Origin of the sequence: Nonomuraea sp. NPDC050733, from assembly GCF_040654215.1 — a bacterium.
GTDB lineage: Bacteria > Actinomycetota > Actinomycetes > Streptosporangiales > Streptosporangiaceae > Nonomuraea.
In genome coordinates this window covers 535,904-553,104 of record NZ_JBFAHO010000001.1, presented here as the reverse complement: position 1 = coordinate 553,104, position 17,201 = coordinate 535,904, and the positions used below count along the sequence as shown (strand labels likewise).

The 17,201-nt window shown below is 69.8% G+C and carries 18 protein-coding genes; 9 read left to right on the top strand and 9 right to left on the bottom strand.

From position 1 onward, the window contains the following. Window positions 1–276 precede the first annotated feature (276 nt). Window positions 277–1,554, bottom strand: coding sequence for a multidrug effflux MFS transporter (locus AB0H64_RS02510; RefSeq protein WP_357619271.1), 1,278 nt, complete (start codon window positions 1,552–1,554; stop codon window positions 277–279). 63 nt (window positions 1,555–1,617) lie between these two features. Here AB0H64_RS02510 and AB0H64_RS02505 point away from each other — a divergent pair, with 63 nt between their 5' ends. Continuing rightward, window positions 1,618–2,109: a MarR family winged helix-turn-helix transcriptional regulator gene (locus AB0H64_RS02505; RefSeq protein WP_357619269.1), complete on the top strand. Its 492-nt coding sequence runs from the start codon at window positions 1,618–1,620 to the stop codon at window positions 2,107–2,109. On the opposite strand, the gene AB0H64_RS02500 is transcribed toward AB0H64_RS02505, so the two are convergent. After that, on the bottom strand, window positions 2,110–3,546 hold the full coding sequence (locus AB0H64_RS02500; protein ID WP_357619267.1) for an FAD/NAD(P)-binding protein: 1,437 nt from the start codon (window positions 3,544–3,546) through the stop codon (window positions 2,110–2,112). 191 nt (window positions 3,547–3,737) lie between these two features. Between AB0H64_RS02500 and AB0H64_RS02495 the strand changes: the two genes are divergently transcribed. The 3 genes from AB0H64_RS02495 (at window position 3,738) to AB0H64_RS02485 (ending at window position 6,919) form a co-directional block, all read left to right on the top strand. Next, on the top strand, window positions 3,738–4,817 hold the full coding sequence (locus AB0H64_RS02495; RefSeq protein ID WP_357619264.1) for a helix-turn-helix transcriptional regulator: 1,080 nt from the start codon (window positions 3,738–3,740) through the stop codon (window positions 4,815–4,817). 229 nt (window positions 4,818–5,046) lie between these two features. Continuing rightward, entirely contained in the window at window positions 5,047–5,211 is a 165-nt protein-coding gene (locus tag AB0H64_RS02490) for a hypothetical protein (protein WP_357619261.1), read from the top strand. A gap of 823 nt (window positions 5,212–6,034) precedes the next feature. Continuing rightward, on the top strand, window positions 6,035–6,919 hold the full coding sequence (locus tag AB0H64_RS02485; protein ID WP_357619258.1) for a DUF1963 domain-containing protein: 885 nt from the start codon (window positions 6,035–6,037) through the stop codon (window positions 6,917–6,919). Here the strand turns inward: AB0H64_RS02485 and AB0H64_RS02480 are convergent. Beyond that, complete coding sequence (locus AB0H64_RS02480; RefSeq protein ID WP_357619255.1) at window positions 6,888–7,496, bottom strand: hypothetical protein; 609 nt, start codon at window positions 7,494–7,496, stop codon at window positions 6,888–6,890. The genes AB0H64_RS02485 and AB0H64_RS02480 overlap by 32 nt on opposite strands. A 258-nt stretch (window positions 7,497–7,754) precedes the next feature. Then, window positions 7,755–8,042 carry a hypothetical protein gene (locus tag AB0H64_RS02475; protein WP_357619252.1) on the bottom strand — a complete coding sequence of 96 codons (288 nt, stop codon included), beginning with the start codon at window positions 8,040–8,042 and terminating at the stop codon, window positions 7,755–7,757. A gap of 232 nt (window positions 8,043–8,274) precedes the next feature. On the opposite strand from AB0H64_RS02475, the gene AB0H64_RS02470 reads away from it, so the two are divergent. Both AB0H64_RS02470 and AB0H64_RS02465 read left to right on the top strand, forming a co-directional pair. Beyond that, the gene (locus AB0H64_RS02470; protein WP_357619249.1) at window positions 8,275–8,715 is read left to right on the top strand and encodes an NUDIX hydrolase; all 441 of its coding nucleotides are present in this window, start codon (window positions 8,275–8,277) and stop codon (window positions 8,713–8,715) included. Window positions 8,716–9,512: 797 nt separating this feature from the next. Beyond that, complete coding sequence (locus tag AB0H64_RS02465) at window positions 9,513–9,806, top strand: hypothetical protein (protein WP_357619246.1); 294 nt, start codon at window positions 9,513–9,515, stop codon at window positions 9,804–9,806. Between the two features lie 7 nt (window positions 9,807–9,813). On the opposite strand, the gene AB0H64_RS02460 is transcribed toward AB0H64_RS02465, so the two are convergent. The 3 genes from AB0H64_RS02460 to AB0H64_RS02450 form a co-directional block, all read right to left on the bottom strand. Next, the gene (locus AB0H64_RS02460) at window positions 9,814–11,031 is read right to left on the bottom strand and encodes an MFS transporter (RefSeq protein WP_357619244.1); all 1,218 of its coding nucleotides are present in this window, start codon (window positions 11,029–11,031) and stop codon (window positions 9,814–9,816) included. Then, a complete protein-coding gene (locus AB0H64_RS02455; protein WP_357619241.1) occupies window positions 11,031–12,080 on the bottom strand; it encodes a PLP-dependent cysteine synthase family protein in 1,050 nt (349 codons plus the stop codon). The genes AB0H64_RS02460 and AB0H64_RS02455 overlap by 1 nt, the downstream gene beginning before the upstream one ends. An 80-nt stretch (window positions 12,081–12,160) precedes the next feature. After that, window positions 12,161–12,505: a hypothetical protein gene (locus AB0H64_RS02450; RefSeq protein ID WP_357619238.1), complete on the bottom strand. Its 345-nt coding sequence runs from the start codon at window positions 12,503–12,505 to the stop codon at window positions 12,161–12,163. Between the two features lie 379 nt (window positions 12,506–12,884). Between AB0H64_RS02450 and AB0H64_RS02445 the strand changes: the two genes are divergently transcribed. Further along, entirely contained in the window at window positions 12,885–13,538 is a 654-nt protein-coding gene (locus tag AB0H64_RS02445) for a class I SAM-dependent methyltransferase (protein WP_357619235.1), read from the top strand. 196 nt (window positions 13,539–13,734) lie between these two features. On the opposite strand, the gene AB0H64_RS02440 is transcribed toward AB0H64_RS02445, so the two are convergent. Further along, complete coding sequence (locus tag AB0H64_RS02440) at window positions 13,735–14,316, bottom strand: CGNR zinc finger domain-containing protein (protein WP_357619232.1); 582 nt, start codon at window positions 14,314–14,316, stop codon at window positions 13,735–13,737. A 92-nt stretch (window positions 14,317–14,408) separates the two neighbouring features. On the opposite strand from AB0H64_RS02440, the gene AB0H64_RS02435 reads away from it, so the two are divergent. Further along, a complete protein-coding gene (locus AB0H64_RS02435) occupies window positions 14,409–15,614 on the top strand; it encodes an MFS transporter (RefSeq protein ID WP_357619230.1) in 1,206 nt (401 codons plus the stop codon). A gap of 14 nt (window positions 15,615–15,628) precedes the next feature. Here AB0H64_RS02435 and AB0H64_RS02430 read toward each other — a convergent pair whose 3' ends face one another. Further along, a complete protein-coding gene (locus AB0H64_RS02430) occupies window positions 15,629–16,708 on the bottom strand; it encodes a cation diffusion facilitator family transporter (protein WP_357619227.1) in 1,080 nt (359 codons plus the stop codon). Between the two features lie 48 nt (window positions 16,709–16,756). On the opposite strand from AB0H64_RS02430, the gene AB0H64_RS02425 reads away from it, so the two are divergent. Beyond that, window positions 16,757–17,116, top strand: coding sequence for a metalloregulator ArsR/SmtB family transcription factor (locus AB0H64_RS02425; RefSeq protein ID WP_357619224.1), 360 nt, complete (start codon window positions 16,757–16,759; stop codon window positions 17,114–17,116). Window positions 17,117–17,201: the final 85 nt, after the last annotated feature.

Below are 17,201 nucleotides of genomic sequence, written 5' to 3'. Positions count from 1 at the left end.
TGCGCAGGGTGTCGGCGATGGCGGCGGCGTTGCCCTGGTCGATGGGGAGGACGACGGTTGTTTCGAGGCCGACGAGGATGTCCAGGACGGGGCGGGCGCGGTCGGGGATGGCGGCGTAGGCGGCGGTCAGCGCGGGGGCGGGGACGACGAGGGATCCCACGTACGGGCAGGCCACCTCGGCCGGCCCGTGGGTGTCCATCTAGTGTCTGGGCGCACCGTAAGGGGTGATCGAGGAGAGGTCATCGGTCGCCGAAAGTGGTCTCTGTAGGGCGCGCATCAGGCTGTATCGACGATTCCTTCTCGATCCGGCGCCGATGCTTGGCCGTCAGATCGGACTGCTCGGGATCTGCCGTCCTTTTGCCTCGTCAGCAGGAGTGCGGCCGAGGCGAGCAGGGTGCAAAGGGTCATTCCGGCGAACAGGGGTATGGCGGTGTGCTCGCCGGCGACTCCCATCAAGGGGGCCACAGCCGCACCGAGGGCGTTCTGCAGCATACCCAGCACCGCCGAGCCCGTTCCGGCAGCGTGCGGAACTCGTTCGAGGGCGAGCCCGGTGGCGGTGGCGAAGACCTGGCCGAGCCCGAGGAAGGCGGCGCCGATGAGGCCCAGGGCCCAGGCTCGGGTGAGGTGTCCGGTGAGGGTGAGGAGGAGGGCGGCGATGCTGGAGGCAAGCATGAGGGCCAGCCCGGCGCGGAGCAGGAGCCGAGGGCTGCGGCGGCCGACGAGACGGCTGCCGGCCAGGGTGGACACAGTGGCGGTGAGGGCGCCGACGGAGAAGACGGTCGATGCCGCGCCGACGCTGAAGCCCAAGACGTTCTGCAGGAGGAAGGGGGAGGCGGAGATGTAGCAGAAGAGCGTGGCGGTGGCGAGGCAGAAGGCGAGCGTGTAGCCGAGGTAAGGGCGGTCGGTGAGGACCGTGACGGCTGCCTTCGCCAGAGCGCCTAGACCATCGGTGTGACGCCGCTCAGCGGGCAGGGTTTCGGGTACGCGGGCCAGTGCGGCCACGAACATGAGTGCCGATGCGCCCGCCAGCACCCAGAACACCGCGCGCCAGTTTCCTGCCCCGCCCACCACGACTCCGCCCGCCAGTGGAGCCAGGATGGGTGCGATACCGCCGAGCGCCATGAGCAGGCCGAACAGTCTGGCCGCGACCGCACCGGTCGCGAGGTCGGTCACCACGGCACGGCCTACGACGACTCCTGCCGCGCCGGCGAATCCCATGACGAAGCGCAGCGCGATCAGCATGCTCAGCGTGGAAGCGACGGCGCACAACGCCGTGGCCAGCATGCAGACGCCGGCGCCGATCAGGATCGGCTTGCGCCGCCCGTAGCGGTCGGAGAGCGGGCCGAGTACGAGTTGACCTGCCGCGAGCCCCACGAGGAAGGCTGTGAGCGTGAATTGCACGCCGGCGGCGTCCGTGTTCAGCTCGCGCGCCATGGCGGGGAAGCCCGGCAGGTACATGTCGGTGGACAGCGGTACCACGAACGACAACAACGCGAGGGTTGCCGTGAGCCCACCCGATGGAGCCATCAGTCGTTCGGCACGAAAGGTCATCATCACTCCACAGAAAGTTAGGTATGAATTTATATCTATATCTATATCTACTGGTAGGATCCAGGAGTGCGCAAGACCGATGCCGCTCCCGACCGCGACGACCTGCTGCGCGAGGCCAGACAGCTCGCCCCGGCGCTTTATGCGCTCGCACGCGTTCTGCGGTGGGGTGGGATAACGGAGGCAGGCCTGCCGCCCCTGCCTCCGTCGGAGCTGGACGTGCTGCGCTACGTGCTGGACTCGCCCGGCACGGGCACCAAGACGCTCGCCCACGACCTGGGCCTGCACAGCAGCAACGTCAGCACGGCCGTGCGCGGCCTGCTCGGCCGCGGTCTCATCCGCCGCGAACCCGATCCGCACGACCGCCGCGCCGTACGCCTGTACCCGACCATGAGCGCCCAGCACGGCATGGCCCTGATCGAGGACGCCTGGGCGGAGATGTTCGCAGATGCCCTGGCCAGGCTGCCCCCTGGCGAACGCAGCGCCCTGACGGCCGCCGTGCCCGCACTCCACGCCCTCGGCGCGCCCCTCAGGGGACGACGCGCCCCCGCCCGCGACTGATCAGCCGGTATGTGTGGCCAGCAGTCCGCGGACGGTACGGGCGCCCGCTGCGGCGACTCCGGGGATGCCCGAGGTGATGAAGGGACCGCCGCCGGCCAGGTCGCCCACCACGTGCAGGCGCGGGTCGGCGGGGATCAGCCCTCCCGACGGGTGCAGGGCGGCCAGCCCATCGGTGAGCAGGGACGTGACCAGCGGCTCGGCCGCGTGGGGCACCGCCTGGGGCGGCGGGTTCACGGCGTTGACGACAACGTCGGCGTTCAGGTCGCCACCGTCGCCCCGAACCCGGAACCCTCCCTTCACAGCCTCGATCTTGCTTACGCCTGCCACCATGGTGAGCTGCCCGGAGTCGAACAGCCGCAGCAGGGCGGCGGCGTTCACCGGCACCATGGGCGAAGCCATGCTGGTGGCCAGACGGAAGTGCCTGCGCAGCCGTTCGCGGTCGGGCTCAGGCAGCAGCCGCCAAGCGTACGGGCCGACGGTGTGGGCGGTCTCCTGCAGCACCCGCCGCCCGATCCGCGGGTCGTCGACGGCGGCCAGTTGCCGCCGCAACCGCCGCACCGGCTCCTCCGACCCCGCCGCCAGCAACTCAGCCGTGAAGTGCGCGAAGTCCTCGCCCGTCTCGGCCAGTTCGGCGCGGAGCAGCCCAGCCAGGTCGTCGAGGGTGACGCCGCCGTCCTCGCGGCACAGCGCCTCCACCCGCTCAATGGTCACGTGCACGGGCCGGTGGCCGACGGGACGCTGCCAGACGTGGGGCAGCATGCCGCTCCGCGACACCAGCGTGATCCGCCCGACATGACCGCGCGCGGCGAGCGACACCACCACGTCCACGGCGGTCAGCCCGCTACCGATCACCACGACGCCGGCCGCGGCCGGGACTTGGCCGAGCGTGTACGCCAGCGGATACGGATCACCCACGAACCCTGGAGCGCCGCCCAGCCCGTAGTGGTCCTGCGGCCTCCCCCCGCCCACGCACAAAACCACCCGGTCGGCCGGATGGTCGTGCCCGTCCTCGGTGCGCAGCGCCAGCCGGAGGCCTCCGTCGGAGCGGGCCACCGCGACGACCCGCGCGGCGACGACCCGCGTCCGCCACCCGCGCTCGCGCAGCGCGGCCAGGGCGGCCTCGGCGGTGTCGGCCAGGTACGCCCCGTAGAGCGCGCGCGGTACCAGCGGCTGTCCCAACAGGTCATCCAGGTGGGCGGCGGCACGCTCCGACCCCAGCCAGGAGGCGTAGTGCCCCGAGTCCAGATGGCGGATCGACATGATGGCGGGCGGGGCGTTGACCAGAACACTGTCCAGATCCGGCCCGTACGGGCGTCCCCGCCACAGGTACGCGGACGGCTCGAACACGGTGACCTCTCCCATCCCCGCCTCGCTGACGGCCAGCGAGTCCAGCAGGCCGACCGCGGCGGCGCCGGCTCCGATGATCGCGATACGCACGACGTTTCTCCCCTGTTCGTCCAAAAGGTCCTTCCGAGCCTCGTGGACGCCATGACCACGCTCCATTCCCCGCTTGCGGGGGACCGGCAAGAAATGACCCCCTCAAATGAGGGGTTGGCGAAGGCAAGGAGAACAGGCAAGCTGACCCGCGTCGAACCCCTCGCAAGTGGCAGCGCCTGAAGGAAGCCCTAGTGACCTACCCGCACCGCTACGCCGAGATCCTCTCGGCTGCCGAGCGGGCCGCCGACGCGCTGGAGCTCTTCAGCCGTGCCTCGGCCAGGCTGCGACGGCACATGCCGTTCGACGCCGCGGTGTGGACGGCCACCGACCCGGAAACGGGCCTGGTCACCGCGCCCATGCTGGTGGAAAATCTCGGCTCCGGCGAAGGATGCGCCGCCTACTGGGAGAGCGAGCTCCTGGAGGAGAACGTCCTGCCGTTCCGTGACCTCGCCCGCGCCGCCGTCCCCGTGGCCGGTCTTCGCGCAGCCACCGGCGACCTGCCCGCGCGCAGCGCCCGCTTCCGCCGCCTGCTCGGCGACCAGGGCGTGGACGACGAGCTACGGGCCGTGCTGCGGATCGGCGACCGGCCGTGGGGCGCGGTGAGCCTGTTCCGCATGCGGGGCGGCCCCGCGTTCGGCACGCACGAGATCGCGTTGCTCGCCGATCTGTCCGGACCACTCGCCGACCGGCTGCGCCGGTTCGCCCATCCGTCCAGATCGGACGGCGAGCCCGGCGCCTCCGCCCCCGGTCTGCTGCTGGTCGACGAGCACGGCGAGGCCACGTCGATCAACGAGGAGGCCCGGCGCTATCTCGCGCTGATGCCGGACGGGCCATCCATGCCCACGGCGCTCGGGCTGAGGCTGCCTATCTGGCTGATCGGCACGACGCTGCAGGCGCGCGCCATCGCCCAAGGCCACGATCGAGGCAGTGCCAGGATTCGCATCCGAACCCGCGACAAACAGTGGCTGACCTGCCGCGCCTCATGCCTGAGCGGTCCCGGCGGAAGGCCAGGTCCGACAGCGCTCGTCATCGAGCCCGCGTCCCCCGCCGACCTTGCGGTCATCGTCGCTCAGGCATACGGGCTGACGCCCCGGGAGTTCGAGGTCGCTCAGCTCGTGGCGCGGGGCCTGCCCACCGCCGAGATCGCCACGGCCCTGTTCATCTCGCCCCACACCGTTCGCGGGCACCTCAAGGCCGTCTTCGCCAAGTCGGGGATCTCCAGCCGCGGTGAACTCGTCGCGCAGCTGTTCGCCGAACCCTACCGGCCATAGGCGCCACAGTCAGTGGCCGCCGGGCACCCATATCATCTCGCCCGTAGCACTGACGTCGCCAACCCTGCCAGGGCTGTTGGCCGCGACACAGGTTCGCACGCCACAAGCGGCGCAACGGTACTTCCACAGATAACGCTCTATTATCTGTGGCACCGCTGATCACGACCTGCGGTAGCGAAGGCGGACCGCTACGTGAAGCGGCCCTGTTATCTGCGGCAAGGAGGACGCCGTGCCCGCCGTGACGCCGCTGTCGGCCGCCCAGCGCCTGACGGTCCGCGCCGCGGCCGACGCCTTCCTCGACACCCTGCCCAACCTCAACACCGTGCGCGCCTACGCCACGAACGCCAGGCAAGATCGCGCTCCGGCTCGGCGAGCACCGTCAGCCCGCACCTGACAGCCAGACTCCCGCCCGATCCAAGACCGCGATCGACCGGCTGATTACCCCGCCGCGACGTCGGCCTTCGGGAGAAGACCCTCTACCGCCTCCTGTTCGAGACCGCCGCCCGGGCCGAGGAAATCCTCGCCCTCAACATCGAGGACCTGGACCTGACCGCCCGCCAGGCGCAGGTCAAGGCCAAGGGCGCCCGTGCCAAGACCCGCCCCGCGGCCAGGCGCGCGAGGATTTCGTGCTGGAGCCGTCTACTGGGACGCCGGCGCCGCCCGCCTGCTATCCCGCCTGCTCAAAGGCCGAACCCGCGGCCCACTCTTCGTCACCCACCGCCGCCCTGGCCCCGGAAAGGTCATCGGCCCCCGCGACGTCTGCCCCGACACCGGCCTGGCCCGCCTGTCCTATGGCCAGGCCCGCGCCCTGCTGGACGAGTACACCGCGCTGAACGGTCCCGGCACGGGGTGGGACCTGCACGAATTCCGCCATTCGGCGCTGACCCATCTGGGCGAGGCCGGCGCGAGCCTGCCGATGCTGATGGCCAAATCCCGGCACAAAAGCCGGAAAACCATCGGAGCTACTTCAAGCCCTCCCCGGACGCCATCGCGGAGCTCACCAGCCTGCCATGTGGTTTTTGGGCTTACCTTGGCTGGACCCCTTTCCCGTTGGACGGCTGATTTTGTCGATCAGCGTGGGCTGACTGAGCAGGACACCACTTGGATGATCGCGCTGGACAACGACGGATTCATTGCTCGGGACGCCTTCTTCGCCACTGTCCGGCAACCCTCCCAAAGCACCCCGAAATGTCGTGGTCCTGTGGTTGTCTTGGCCGATGGATTACCAGGAAAGCTTGGCGAAGGTCGAGGCGCTGTGCGTGGAGCAGCTCGGCGAACACCTGGGGCGACAGCTCGCCGCCCTCGCCCGGCCGGGGTTCGGGCTGTACGACCACGGATTCGAGGTCGAGGACTGTCTTCCCCGCGAAAGCCGGACAACGTTTGGCGGCCCCGCCTTCCTAGACCCCGGTACACCCTGGCCAGAGCACGAAGGGCTGCCGCTGAGCCTGTACGCCGTCCTGGACATCGCATCGATGCCTGCATGGCTCGGTGACGAGTTGCCCGCCGACGTCGGGCTGCTCAACTTCTTCTGTCTTGATCCGAATGACGAGTACCGGGCAGCTACCGGTGGCCGCCGAGACACCATGGACGACCTGCAGGTCTGCCATGTCGTCCCCGCGGACGCCGCTCGCGCCGTCGAAGTGGAGGCCCCGGAGCCTGCCACGGTTCATGACCAGATCCCCTTGCAGGCCGTCCGCGCCGTCACGCTCCCGATGTCCAGCCATTGGTACAACTACGACCGGATCCTCGACACACTCGACGTCGGCGCGGAAGCCGCCCGTTCGCCCGGTCACATCGTGTGCGAGCGGTTCGACTGGGAGGGCTTCACCATGGACCAGGGCCTGTATTGCAAGGAGGACGATGACGGGGACTTCGTGTCCCTGGGTCTCTGTCAGGCGTTCGGCTGGCCATGGCTGAACAGGGAGGCCACCGAGCGCCCTTACCGGCATCTGCTCACGCTCAGTCTGCTCACGCTCGACACACCCGAAGACCGTTGGGCGTGGGACGACGGAGGGTACGTGCACTTCCTGATCGACGAGGAAGCGCTCCGTGCGGGCGACTTCTCCCAGGTCAGAGTGGAGCTGTCCACAGGGCATCACTGAGCCGGTCGGCGTTCGGCCGAAACGGTTTGTTCGGCGGACTCCGATACAAACTCTGGCGCTCGATGCGGACGCCAGAGTGGCGCAGGGTTTCGATGCAGGCCCACTCCCAGAACGCCTGCTCTTCGTGTGCCTCGGTTTGGATGATCTGCCCGGTTTTCTCATCGACGACTCGGACGGGCAGATAGCCGCGGCTGCGTTGGCGGTGCCGGTCGTGGGCGGTGGTGACACGCCGGTAGGTGCGCCCGTTTAGGACGAAGTCGTCGCCCTCGGCGGCGGTGCTGGCCCGCTCCAGGAGCGCGCGGGCGTGTTCGTAGCGGTCCTCGATGTGCTGGACCAGCACTGGCAGAAGCGGTTGGCGCTGGCGTGTGCGGTCGGCGCTGCGTTCGTTGATCCTGCGACGGCGCTTGCCCAGGCCGCGGAGCTCGCTGGGAGGGACCGGGCATGGCGCGACCCAGGGCCCCCAGAGCTCGGGCTCGTCGGCCGCCCAGGTGTGCAGGTCGTAGTAGAAGCTGCGGACGATGATGACGATGCCGTCCGCGCCGCCGCGGGGCTTGCCGTCCTCGCGGGTGCTGATCATGCCTGCACCTCGGGAAGGGTGAGCTGGCCGCTGTTGGCCATCCGGATCGCCGCGGTGTGCCGTAGGTTATGCCAGGTCCAGTTGGTGCTCAGCAGATGGTTCGCGCGCTGCATGATTCGCCGTAGCGCCCAGGTCGGCGCTGGCGCGCACCATCCAGACAGGTCGGGTGCGGGCGTAGGGGCCCAGTGCGAGGCGAGCTTCGGCTCCGTGACGGGCCGAGCGCCCGCGTGTCGGTCACGGGTGAAGGCGCTGAAGGCGTCATCGAGGCGTGCCCGGCCTTCGGGCGCCCGCTGCAGCGCAGTCAGGGTTGCACGAGAGGTAGAGGTAGTCGGCGAACACCACGTACGTTGCATCGTCTCCGGCGGTGTCGGAATGGCCGGCGAGGCTGTTGGCGCCGTTGAGCAGTGAGGTGAGATCGGCGTAACAGCCCTGCTGTGCCACCCAGTCGATCACTGGTCCCTGCGGCGACGCATCGACGGCAACCGGGTTGCCCGCCGAACGCGCGTAGGCGGTATGCCCGTCCGGTTCCAGCGCTCGGCGGGCCACGACACGAACTGCCTGTAATACGGGTGGTAGACCATGACGACGCGCGCCGGACCGATCTCAGCGGTCCCCGCAGAACATGCACGATGCCCGGCCGCCCGGCGACAGGAAGCCACTCCTTGGGCAGGTAGCGCGCCCAGGAGGAGACCCGCGTTCCCAGCCCTCCGGCGGCGACCACGACGCGGGCCCGGCGATTGGCCGGCTCTGCCACGGTGGGCTGCGGTACGTTGCCGGGGTGCTGAAGGTACGCGTCACCGGCGTCCTGATCGAGGACGAGCGGATTCTGCTGCTGGACCAGGACACCGACACCGGCCGCACCTGGTCGCTGCCGGGCGGGAAGGTCGAGCACGGCGAGCCTCTCAGCGAGGCGCTGGCGCGGGAGATGCGAGAGGAGACCGGCGTCGAGGTGAGCGTCGGCCGGCTGCTGTACCTGTGCGACCACCTGCCTGGCGGTGACACCCACGTTGTTCACATCGCCTTCGAGGCGACGCGGAACGGCGGCAGCCTCGGCGCCATCGGCGAGGGCGCGGACGCCGTACCGATCCGGGGCGTGCGGTTCGTGCCCATCGGCGACCTGCCGTCGCTGGGCTTCAGCCGCCGCTTCACCGAGCTCGCCCAGGCCGGATTCCCCGGAGCCGGCTCCTACATGGGCGCCAAGTCCAACATCGGGCTGTGAGCCGAGCGCGTCAAGAGCGCTGACGATACGGCCGTCCAGAACGGGCAGCGGCTGCTCACGCTCGGCCAAGCCATCCATCCATGCGCGCGGCACCATCGCCATCTGATGCGGCGAGGCCGTCCGGCAGGGGCCCGAGGCGGGACCCCGCCGCGATCGTACTCAAGCCCCACCTGCAGATCGCCTTGGTCTACGGGACATCCAACGCCTCTTCACTCCGCCGGCCACCTTCCAGTTCGCGTCCGGCGAATAGCGCCAAAGACCCGTAGCTCATAAGAGCAATCACCAACCCGGCGGGCCGCCGCCTGCTCGACCTTGACCGCCTGTTCGCCCTACCCGCGGCCCTACATAAGCCTCCGGCCCTACATAAGCCTCCGGCCCTCAGATGAGGGCCGGAGGCCGATTTGCCGACTGCACGGCTAGAGCTTCTGGTGCGGCTGGTCTACCACCAGCCTCCGCCCCAGCCCCAGCCTCCGCCGCCCCACCAGCGACGGCGGCAGCCGCCGCCCCACCAGCGGCGACGGGGCCAACGGTGCGTGAAGTCGACATGAGACATCTGCCTAGCCATATTTCCTCCCCCGTAGGCTAGGTAACCCAAATTCCGACATTACCCCCGTATTGGATATAGCTAGCTATATTTCGTCTTTTAAGATCCCCAAGTTCCCCGGTGCCAGTCACGGTTGCATGGCCTTTCGAATCGTCCGGCGGAAGTCTTCATATCCGTGGGTGAAGTCCCTGGGACCCCGGGAGTCACTTGAGCCCAGATAGGTCACGGCTTCCGGCACTGTTCGGTTGTGTGGATGTCGCGCAAGTCTCACCGCATCGATCCGGCTGCTCCGGTTGATGGGCCGGCGCGCGAGGCCTTGACGAATGCCGTGGCGCGAGGTCTCCCCGCTGTGGCTCCCCAACGGAGGCCAGGGCTCGCGGCGCTGGCTGTATTGCTGACCTTCGGTGGCGCATCGACCACCACGCTGCTCGTGATGCGCGCCGACGATCGCGTCTCGGTGGTCAGGATGACGAAGCAGGTGGGCGCGGGGCGGACCTTCTCCCGCCTGCCGAGCGGGAGGCGGCTCGGCGGGCGGTGCGCTCGTTGATCGCTGATCACCGCTGACCGGCACGAGCCTCCGGTAGAGCGGCGGCCGTGAGCCTTCCCGTACGGTTCAGCATGCCGACCGCCAGCGCGCATCCCGTGCCCAGCAAGAGCAGCGCCGTCCACGGCAGAACAGCTGAACCGGCGTCGAGAAGTGCCCCCACCAGCAGGTTGCCCAGGGTGATGCCGATCCCGGCGACCGTGTTGTAGAGCCCGTAGTGGGTGGCGACCAGCCGCTCCCCGGACATGGTCACCACGGTGTCCATCTCGAACGGGTACGTCAGGGCGGTCCCCGCGGCCAGCAGCACCGTACACAACAGGACCGCCGTGACCCGCACAGCGGCGGGCGGCGTCGCGCCGGCCAGCAGCAGCGGAGCGAAGGCCATCGCCATGAGCGCGAGCCCGCGCACGATGGCCTGCGGTCCGCTCCAGCGGCGGCGCGCCCAGTCGGTGATCCTGAGCTGACCGGCGATCGCCACGAGCGCCGACACCACGAACAGCAAACTGACCGCGCCGGTGTCACCGAGCGCCAGCGGCAGCGCCAGGTACACCTGGAACGACAGGACGTACGAACCGGCCATGGCCAGTGAGAACAGCAGGAACGGCCGATTGGCGACGACGGTGCGCCACTCGGCCAGCACCCCCGCCCTGCTCACGGTCTCGGTGCGGCACGGCGGAAGGGCGAAGAGCTGGAGCAGCGTCAGCAGCCCGAACACGGCCGCGGCCACGGCGCAGACCAGCCGGAAGTCCACGGTGACCAGGGCGAGCCCGATCACCGGGCCGGCCAGGATGCCGGTCTGGTAGAAGACGTTGAACAGCGCGAACGCCTCCACCCGGCGATCGCCCGAGCCGTGCGCGAGGTAGGCGCGTACCGCGGGGTTGAACAGGGCGCCCGCGAAGCCCGTCATCGCCGAGGCGGCCACCAGCGCGGGGAGCGCGTCCGCGAACCCCAGCAGGGCGAAGGCGACCGTGCGCAGCAGGCAGCCCGCGATGATGACAGGCCGGTAGCCGAGCCGGTCGGCCAGCGTGCCGCCCAGGAGGAAGAGGCCCTGCTGGCTGAGGTTCCGTACCCCGAGCACGAGCCCGATCGTCCATGCCGCCATGCCCAGGCCGTCGGAAAGGTGCCCGGCCAGGTACGGCATGAGCATGTAGAAGCCGGTGTTGATGGCGAGCTGGTTGACCATGAGCAGCCGCACACTGGGGTCGAAGGACCGGAAACGCCGCCACATCAGCGCATCACCATCCGGGTCCAGCGAACGACCTCGGTCTCGGCGGGATGTCCGATCTCGTCAGGCTCGTCGGCCGGCGGCCGGCCGAGCAGATCGTGTTCGGTGCAGTAGTCGTCGTCGTAGACCGTGGTGTAGTACCTGGCGGGGCCGTCGGGGAAGACGGCCGCGATCCGGCAGCCGGCCGCCTCCGATCTGGCGAGCCACGCGGCCGCCACGGTGACGGCGCCGACGCTCCAGCCGCCGGTGGTGTAGTGGGTGGCCGCGAGTGTGCGGCAGGCCCACACCGCCTCGTGCGGCGCGACCCAGTGCACCTCGTCGAACGCGTCGTGGTCCACGTTGCGCGGATGGATGCTGCTTCCCAGGCCGCGCATGAGCCGTGGCCTCGCGGGCTGGCCGAAGATCGTCGAGCCGGTGGCGTCCACCCCCACGAGACGGAGCCCGGGGTTGTGCTCGCGGAGCTTCCGCGCCACCCCGGCGGAGTGGCCGCCGGTGCCGACGCTGCACACCAGTACGTCGATCCGGTCGAGTTGGGCGAGCAGCTCGTGGGCCAGGCCGGCGTAGGCGGCCACGTTGTCGGGGTTGTCGTACTGTCGCGGGCAGTAGGCGCCCGGATGGGCGGCGAGCAACTCGGCGACCCGGTCCAGCCGGGCGCGCTGCCACCCGCCGGCCGGATGCGGCCGCCGTACGGTCTCCACGCGCGCTCCGTAGGAGCACAGGAGTCGGTGGACGATGGCCTCCATCCCCGGGTCGGTGACCACGGTCACCGGATGGCCGTGGACGATGCCGGCCAGCGCCAGTCCCAGGCCGAACGTGCCGGACGTGGACTCGACGATCATCGCGCCGGGGGCGAGCTCTCCTCTTTCCCGGGCGCGCTCGATGATGTGAAGGGCGGGCCGGTCCTTCAGCCCGCCGGGATTGGCTCCTTCGAGCTTGGCCCAGAAACCACGCCCGGGCGGGGCGAACGGCTCGCCGATCCAGCACACGGGTGTATCCCCGGCCAGCTGCGCCAAGGCGGACGAGGGCCGGGAAGGTGACGAGATCACTGACATGTTGATCCCACGCTTTTCTCCCGCACACCGGCGGGACGCTACCGACAAGGACAAAGGCCAGACGTGGTGCAGGCCTGTCCTCAAGGCCGGTAGACCTCAAGCGTGTGATGGCGCGCGGCTCTCTCGCGGTGGCCCCGTTCCGGGACGTGCTCCGGCAGGCTCCCCTCGTACTGCGCAGCCGGCATGGCCGGCTCCAGCGACAGCGTCGCCCTGTGCATGACCGGTTTGCAGGGTGCGCGCTTCGGGGCGAGAAGTACGAATCCGTCACTGTCGGGATGGTCGAGGTGGTGATCATGATCCGTGCCGTGCAGGCAGATCACCCACCCGCCCGAATCAGGCATCGCCTGATGCTCGTCCACGGCGACGGCATGCGCCCACAGATGCGCGATCACGAGCGCTCCGAGCAGCACGGAGAACCACGCCACCCAGCGCGGTCGTCCTCCAAGCGAACACCTGGCGTACATAGTCAGTTACGGACTGTAGCAATACGCACAGGTCGATCACGGGCCGGGGCATGTCCTCGAGATCCCTCGCGCTGGGCGGGACGCGTACGCTTCGCTGGCCGCGTTCCCGTCCCCACAGACTCGCAGCCGCCGCGGGTGTGGACGCTCCGGCCTTCGTCCACGCGGGGCTCAAGTCCAATGACCCCAAGGACGGTGCGATCGTGAAGGAAGCGGTCTCCAGTGTCGCGCTCGTGTTCACTGAGGACATCAACGCCAGGCGGTGATGCCGGTGTGGTTGTTGACTCCGCCAGTTAGCGAACGGACCATTCGTAACTGAACCGGTTGTTCGAGAGGAGAGATCATGGGACTGGGCAGTCTGCTGCACAACCATGCCGAGCACGCCGACGCCGGCGGGACGATCGATCACCCCCGCGCCTACGACGTCGTGGCGAACATCGGTTTCCTCGGACGGCGGCGGGAGATCTTCACGCGCCTCGCCGCACTGTCGGGAGTCCGGCAAGGGCATCGGGTTCTCGACGTCGGTTGCGGCACCGGTTACCTGACGCGTGTCCTGGCCCCGGTCGCCGGCCCGAACGGGCACGTCACCGGCGTCGATCCCTCTGCGCCGATGATCGAACACGCACGGAAGAAGGCGCCCGGCAACTGCTCGTACCTGGTGGGGGAGGGACAGTCGCTCGACCTGCCCGACGCGTCCTTCGACGTGGTGGTCTCCAGTCTCGCCGTCCATCACATGCCGTCCGCCGAACGCGGCAACGCCGTACGCGAGATGTTCCGCGTGCTGCGGCCGGGTGGGCGCCTGCTGATCGCAGAGTGCCGCCCGCCGGCCAATCCTGTACTGGCTCATCTCGTCGGGATGCTGTCCGGTCCGGCGATGCGCCACCGCCCGCAGGATCTGCTCGCGAACCTTCTCCCCGAGGCCGGCTTCGAGGTCGAGGACGAGGGCGATCTTCCGACCTTGCTCTATTACGTACGAGGCTCACGGCCCGCTTCCTGATCAGCGAGGACGCCCGCAACGGGCTGTCTATCCGCCCGCACCTTCGCCTGGTCCTGGGGCCCGTTCAGCGTCCAGTTCCCCGAGCTCGGCACGGTCAGCCCTGGCGCACTGACGATCACCGGGGCCGCGCTCGTCATGACGTTCGCGCTGAAATGGCCGATGCTGGGCACCGTATTGCTGCCGTAGACCACACGAGTCAGATCTGTTCTGCGGCAGCGCGACGCCCCGGCTGATCCTGCTGCCGCTCCCGGTAGGCGGCGGCCTTCGTACGGCTGCGGCAAGCTGAGCAGCAGAAGTGGCGCACGCCGTTCCGGGAGGCGTCCACATAGACCCGGTCGCACGCGACGGCCTGGCAGACGCCCAGCCGGCCGCCGAGATTGCTCCCGATCGCGAGCGCGAGCGCGGATGCGCAACCCGCGCTCCAGCCCACCGCCAGGGTGTCGTCCGGGCCGTGGAAGTGAACCTGCCATGGCTCACCGGGTACCTGGTCCAGCTGTGGCCTGGCTCCGGTGGACAGCAGGAGCGCGTTGACGATGGCCGCCGCCTCGCCGATGCGTTGCGCGTGGACCGCCTCGAACACGCGGCGCATCCGCTCGGCGGTGCCGGCGAGGTGCTCGGCCTGCTCCATGGTGACGGTACGAGGCCCGGTCGGGGGCAGGGCCGCGTCGACCGCCGCGGGCAGCAGGTCGGCTCGTGGTGCGCTGTAGGGCCTGCCGCGTGCGGAACCGTCCGTCAAGACGTTGACGAGGGAGACGGCCGCGTCCAGCAGAGTGGCCACGTGACCATCGAACATCACTTGACTGGTCACTCCTTCGAGTCCTATGGTCCATGACCGACGACAACCCTTTGGTCGGTCACGGAGGTCAGTGTATGCGTTTCCCGGCCCGCGGCCAGCGGCTGCCCCGAACCGTGTGGCTGCTCATCGTGGCACGCGCCGTGAACCGGCTCGGAGCGTTCTCCATCTCGTTCCTGACCGTTCTCATCACCACGGAGTTCGGCGCGAGCCCTGCGACGGCCGGACTCGTCTCGTCCGCGTTCGGACTGGCGACCATTCCCTCGCGACTTCTCGGCGGTTTCCTGGCGGATCGCCTGGGCCGGCGCCGCACGATCGTCCTCGGACTCCTCGGTTGCGCCGTGACGCAACTGGGTGTCGCGGCGGCCGGATCGCTGGTCGTCCTCGCGGTGCTCGCCGTGCTGCTCGGCCTGGTCTTCGAGCTGTACGAGCCGCCGAGCCAGGCGATGATCGCGGACTCCGTCGGCCCGGCTGACCGGACCCGGGCCTACAGCCTGCTCAACGCCGCCCTGGCCGCCGGCGGCATGGGGGCCGGGCTGATCGCGGCGGGTGTGGGGCGCTGGGACCTGCGCTGGCTGTTCGTCATCGACGCGTTGACGTGCCTGGCCTGCGCGATCGTCGTGCGCCTGGCCCTGCCGGCCGACCCCGCCGGTCGTCGGCGCCTTCCGGACGCGGGGTCCGGCCGGGCCAGGCCATGGAGGGATCCCGCACTGGTGGCCATGCTCTCCTACGGCACCCTTTTCGCGACCGTCCACATGGGGATCATGGTCGTGTTGCCGCTTGCCCTGCCGCACCATGGCCTGCGGAGCGCGGACGCGGGCATTCTGTTCACCGTCTCGGCCGTCACGACCGTCGCCGGGCAGCCACTGCTCCGCCTGAGGCCGGTGGCGGCGTTGGCGGCGCCCGCGGCTCTGGCCCTCGGCTCCGTTCTCATGGCGGTGGGCCTGGCCGGATACGCCGTCGCCCACACCCTGCCGACTCTGCTGGTCGCCACCGTGGTCTGGAGCCTGGGCGACCTGTTCATGGTCGGACGCGCGTACGCGGTCGTGGCCGGACTCGCCCCGGAGGATGCCCGAGGCAGCTACCTCGCCGTCTATGGGATCAGTTGGGGCATCGCCGCCGTCGCCGCCCCTCTCACCGGCACGCAGCTCCTCGAACGCGCGGGCACGGCAGGCATGTGGGCCGCCGCGGCGTGTGTCTGTCTGGCGCTGGCCGCCGCGCAACTGGCCATCAGGCCGTTGCTCGCGCGGCGCCCGTCCCCTGAACCTGCGGCCGTCCTCTGAACCTGAGGCGCCGGCTAGCGGTGGCTCGTCAGCACAGCGTGGTGGTCGACGTCATGAGGACCGTCGGGGTCCGCGTGGACCGTGGCCGCCCGCAGGCGCGGCAGGTCGTGAATGAGCCGGTGCTCCGCCTCCACGGCGACGGCATGCGCCTCGACCAGCGACAGCTCATGGCCGACGATGATGTCCACCTCGGCGTGCAGGGCATGGCCGACCCAGCGCAGCCGTACCGAGCCCACCTGCCGCACGCCGCCGGTGCCGGCGAGGATCCGTTCGGCCTGGTCGACGAGCTTCGGGTCCACAGCGTCCATGAGCCGGTGGTAGATCTCCCTGGCCGCGTCACGCAGGACGAAGCAGATGGCGGCGGTGATGAGCAGGCCGACGATCGGGTCCGCGAGCGGGAAGCCGAGTGCCGCGCCACCGGCCCCGAGCAGCACGGCCAGCGAGGTGAACCCGTCGGTCCGGGCGTGCAGCCCGTCGGCGACCAGGGCGGCCGAGCCGATCTCCCGGCCGACCTTGATCCGGTAGCGGGCGACCCACTCGTTGCCGAGGAAGCCGACCACTCCGGCTGCGGCCACCCACCACAGCGCCTGCACGTCCTGCGGGTTGACCAGCCGCTTGACGGCCTCGTACCCGGCCAGGCCGGCCGAGGCGGCGATCACCAGGACGATGGCGATCCCGGCGAGGTCCTCCGCCCGGCCGTACCCGTAGGTGAAGCGGCGCGTGGCCGCCCGGCGGCCGAGCGAGAAGGCGATCGCGAGCGGGACGGCGGTCAGGGCGTCGGCGAAGTTGTGCAGCGTGTCGCCCAGCAGCGCGACCGAGCCCGAGAACGCCACGATCACCGCCTGGATCACCGCCGTGACCATGAGCGCGACGAACGAGATGGCCAGCACCCGCATGCCACGCGCGCTCGACTCCAGCGCCGCGTCGGTCTTGTCCGCGCTGTCGTGGCTGTGCGGCGTGAACGCGTGCCCGACCTGATGGGCAAGGCGCTTGAATCCGCTCGCCCGACGCTCATGTCCGTCCCCGTGGCCGTGGCCGTGTCCATGGCCGTGCTCATCGGACGGCAAAGGGTGGTGGTCGTGATGGTCAGACATCGCATCCTCGCTTGCGGTCAGCAACCTCTCACGCGAGTATATGTAGTCATGTACGCACGCGACAACGACTCAGGTGCGAGCCAGACGCAGGAGCAACCCACTTCCGCGCAGGTGGACGCGGCCGTGGACGCGTTCCGCATGCTCAGCGACGCCACCCGGCTCCGCCTGATGTGGGTGCTCTCCTCCGCCGAGTACGACGTCAACTCCCTGGCGGAGACGATCGGCGTGGCCCGGCCCTCCGTCTCCCAGCACCTGGCCAAACTCCGTCTGGCCGGTCTGGTGCGTACACGCAGGGAGGGCCGCCGCGTCCTCTACCGCGCCCGGGACGCGCACGTGCGGGCGCTCATCGCGGAGGCCCTCTTCCATGCCGATCACGAGGTGTCCGGCATCCCCCGCCACGACGACTGAGCCTTCTCCGGGCGGAGGCATCCCCGCCCGGAGAAGGAAGTCACTCGGCGGCCCTCGATCGGATGGCCGTCGGTCTCTGAACCGG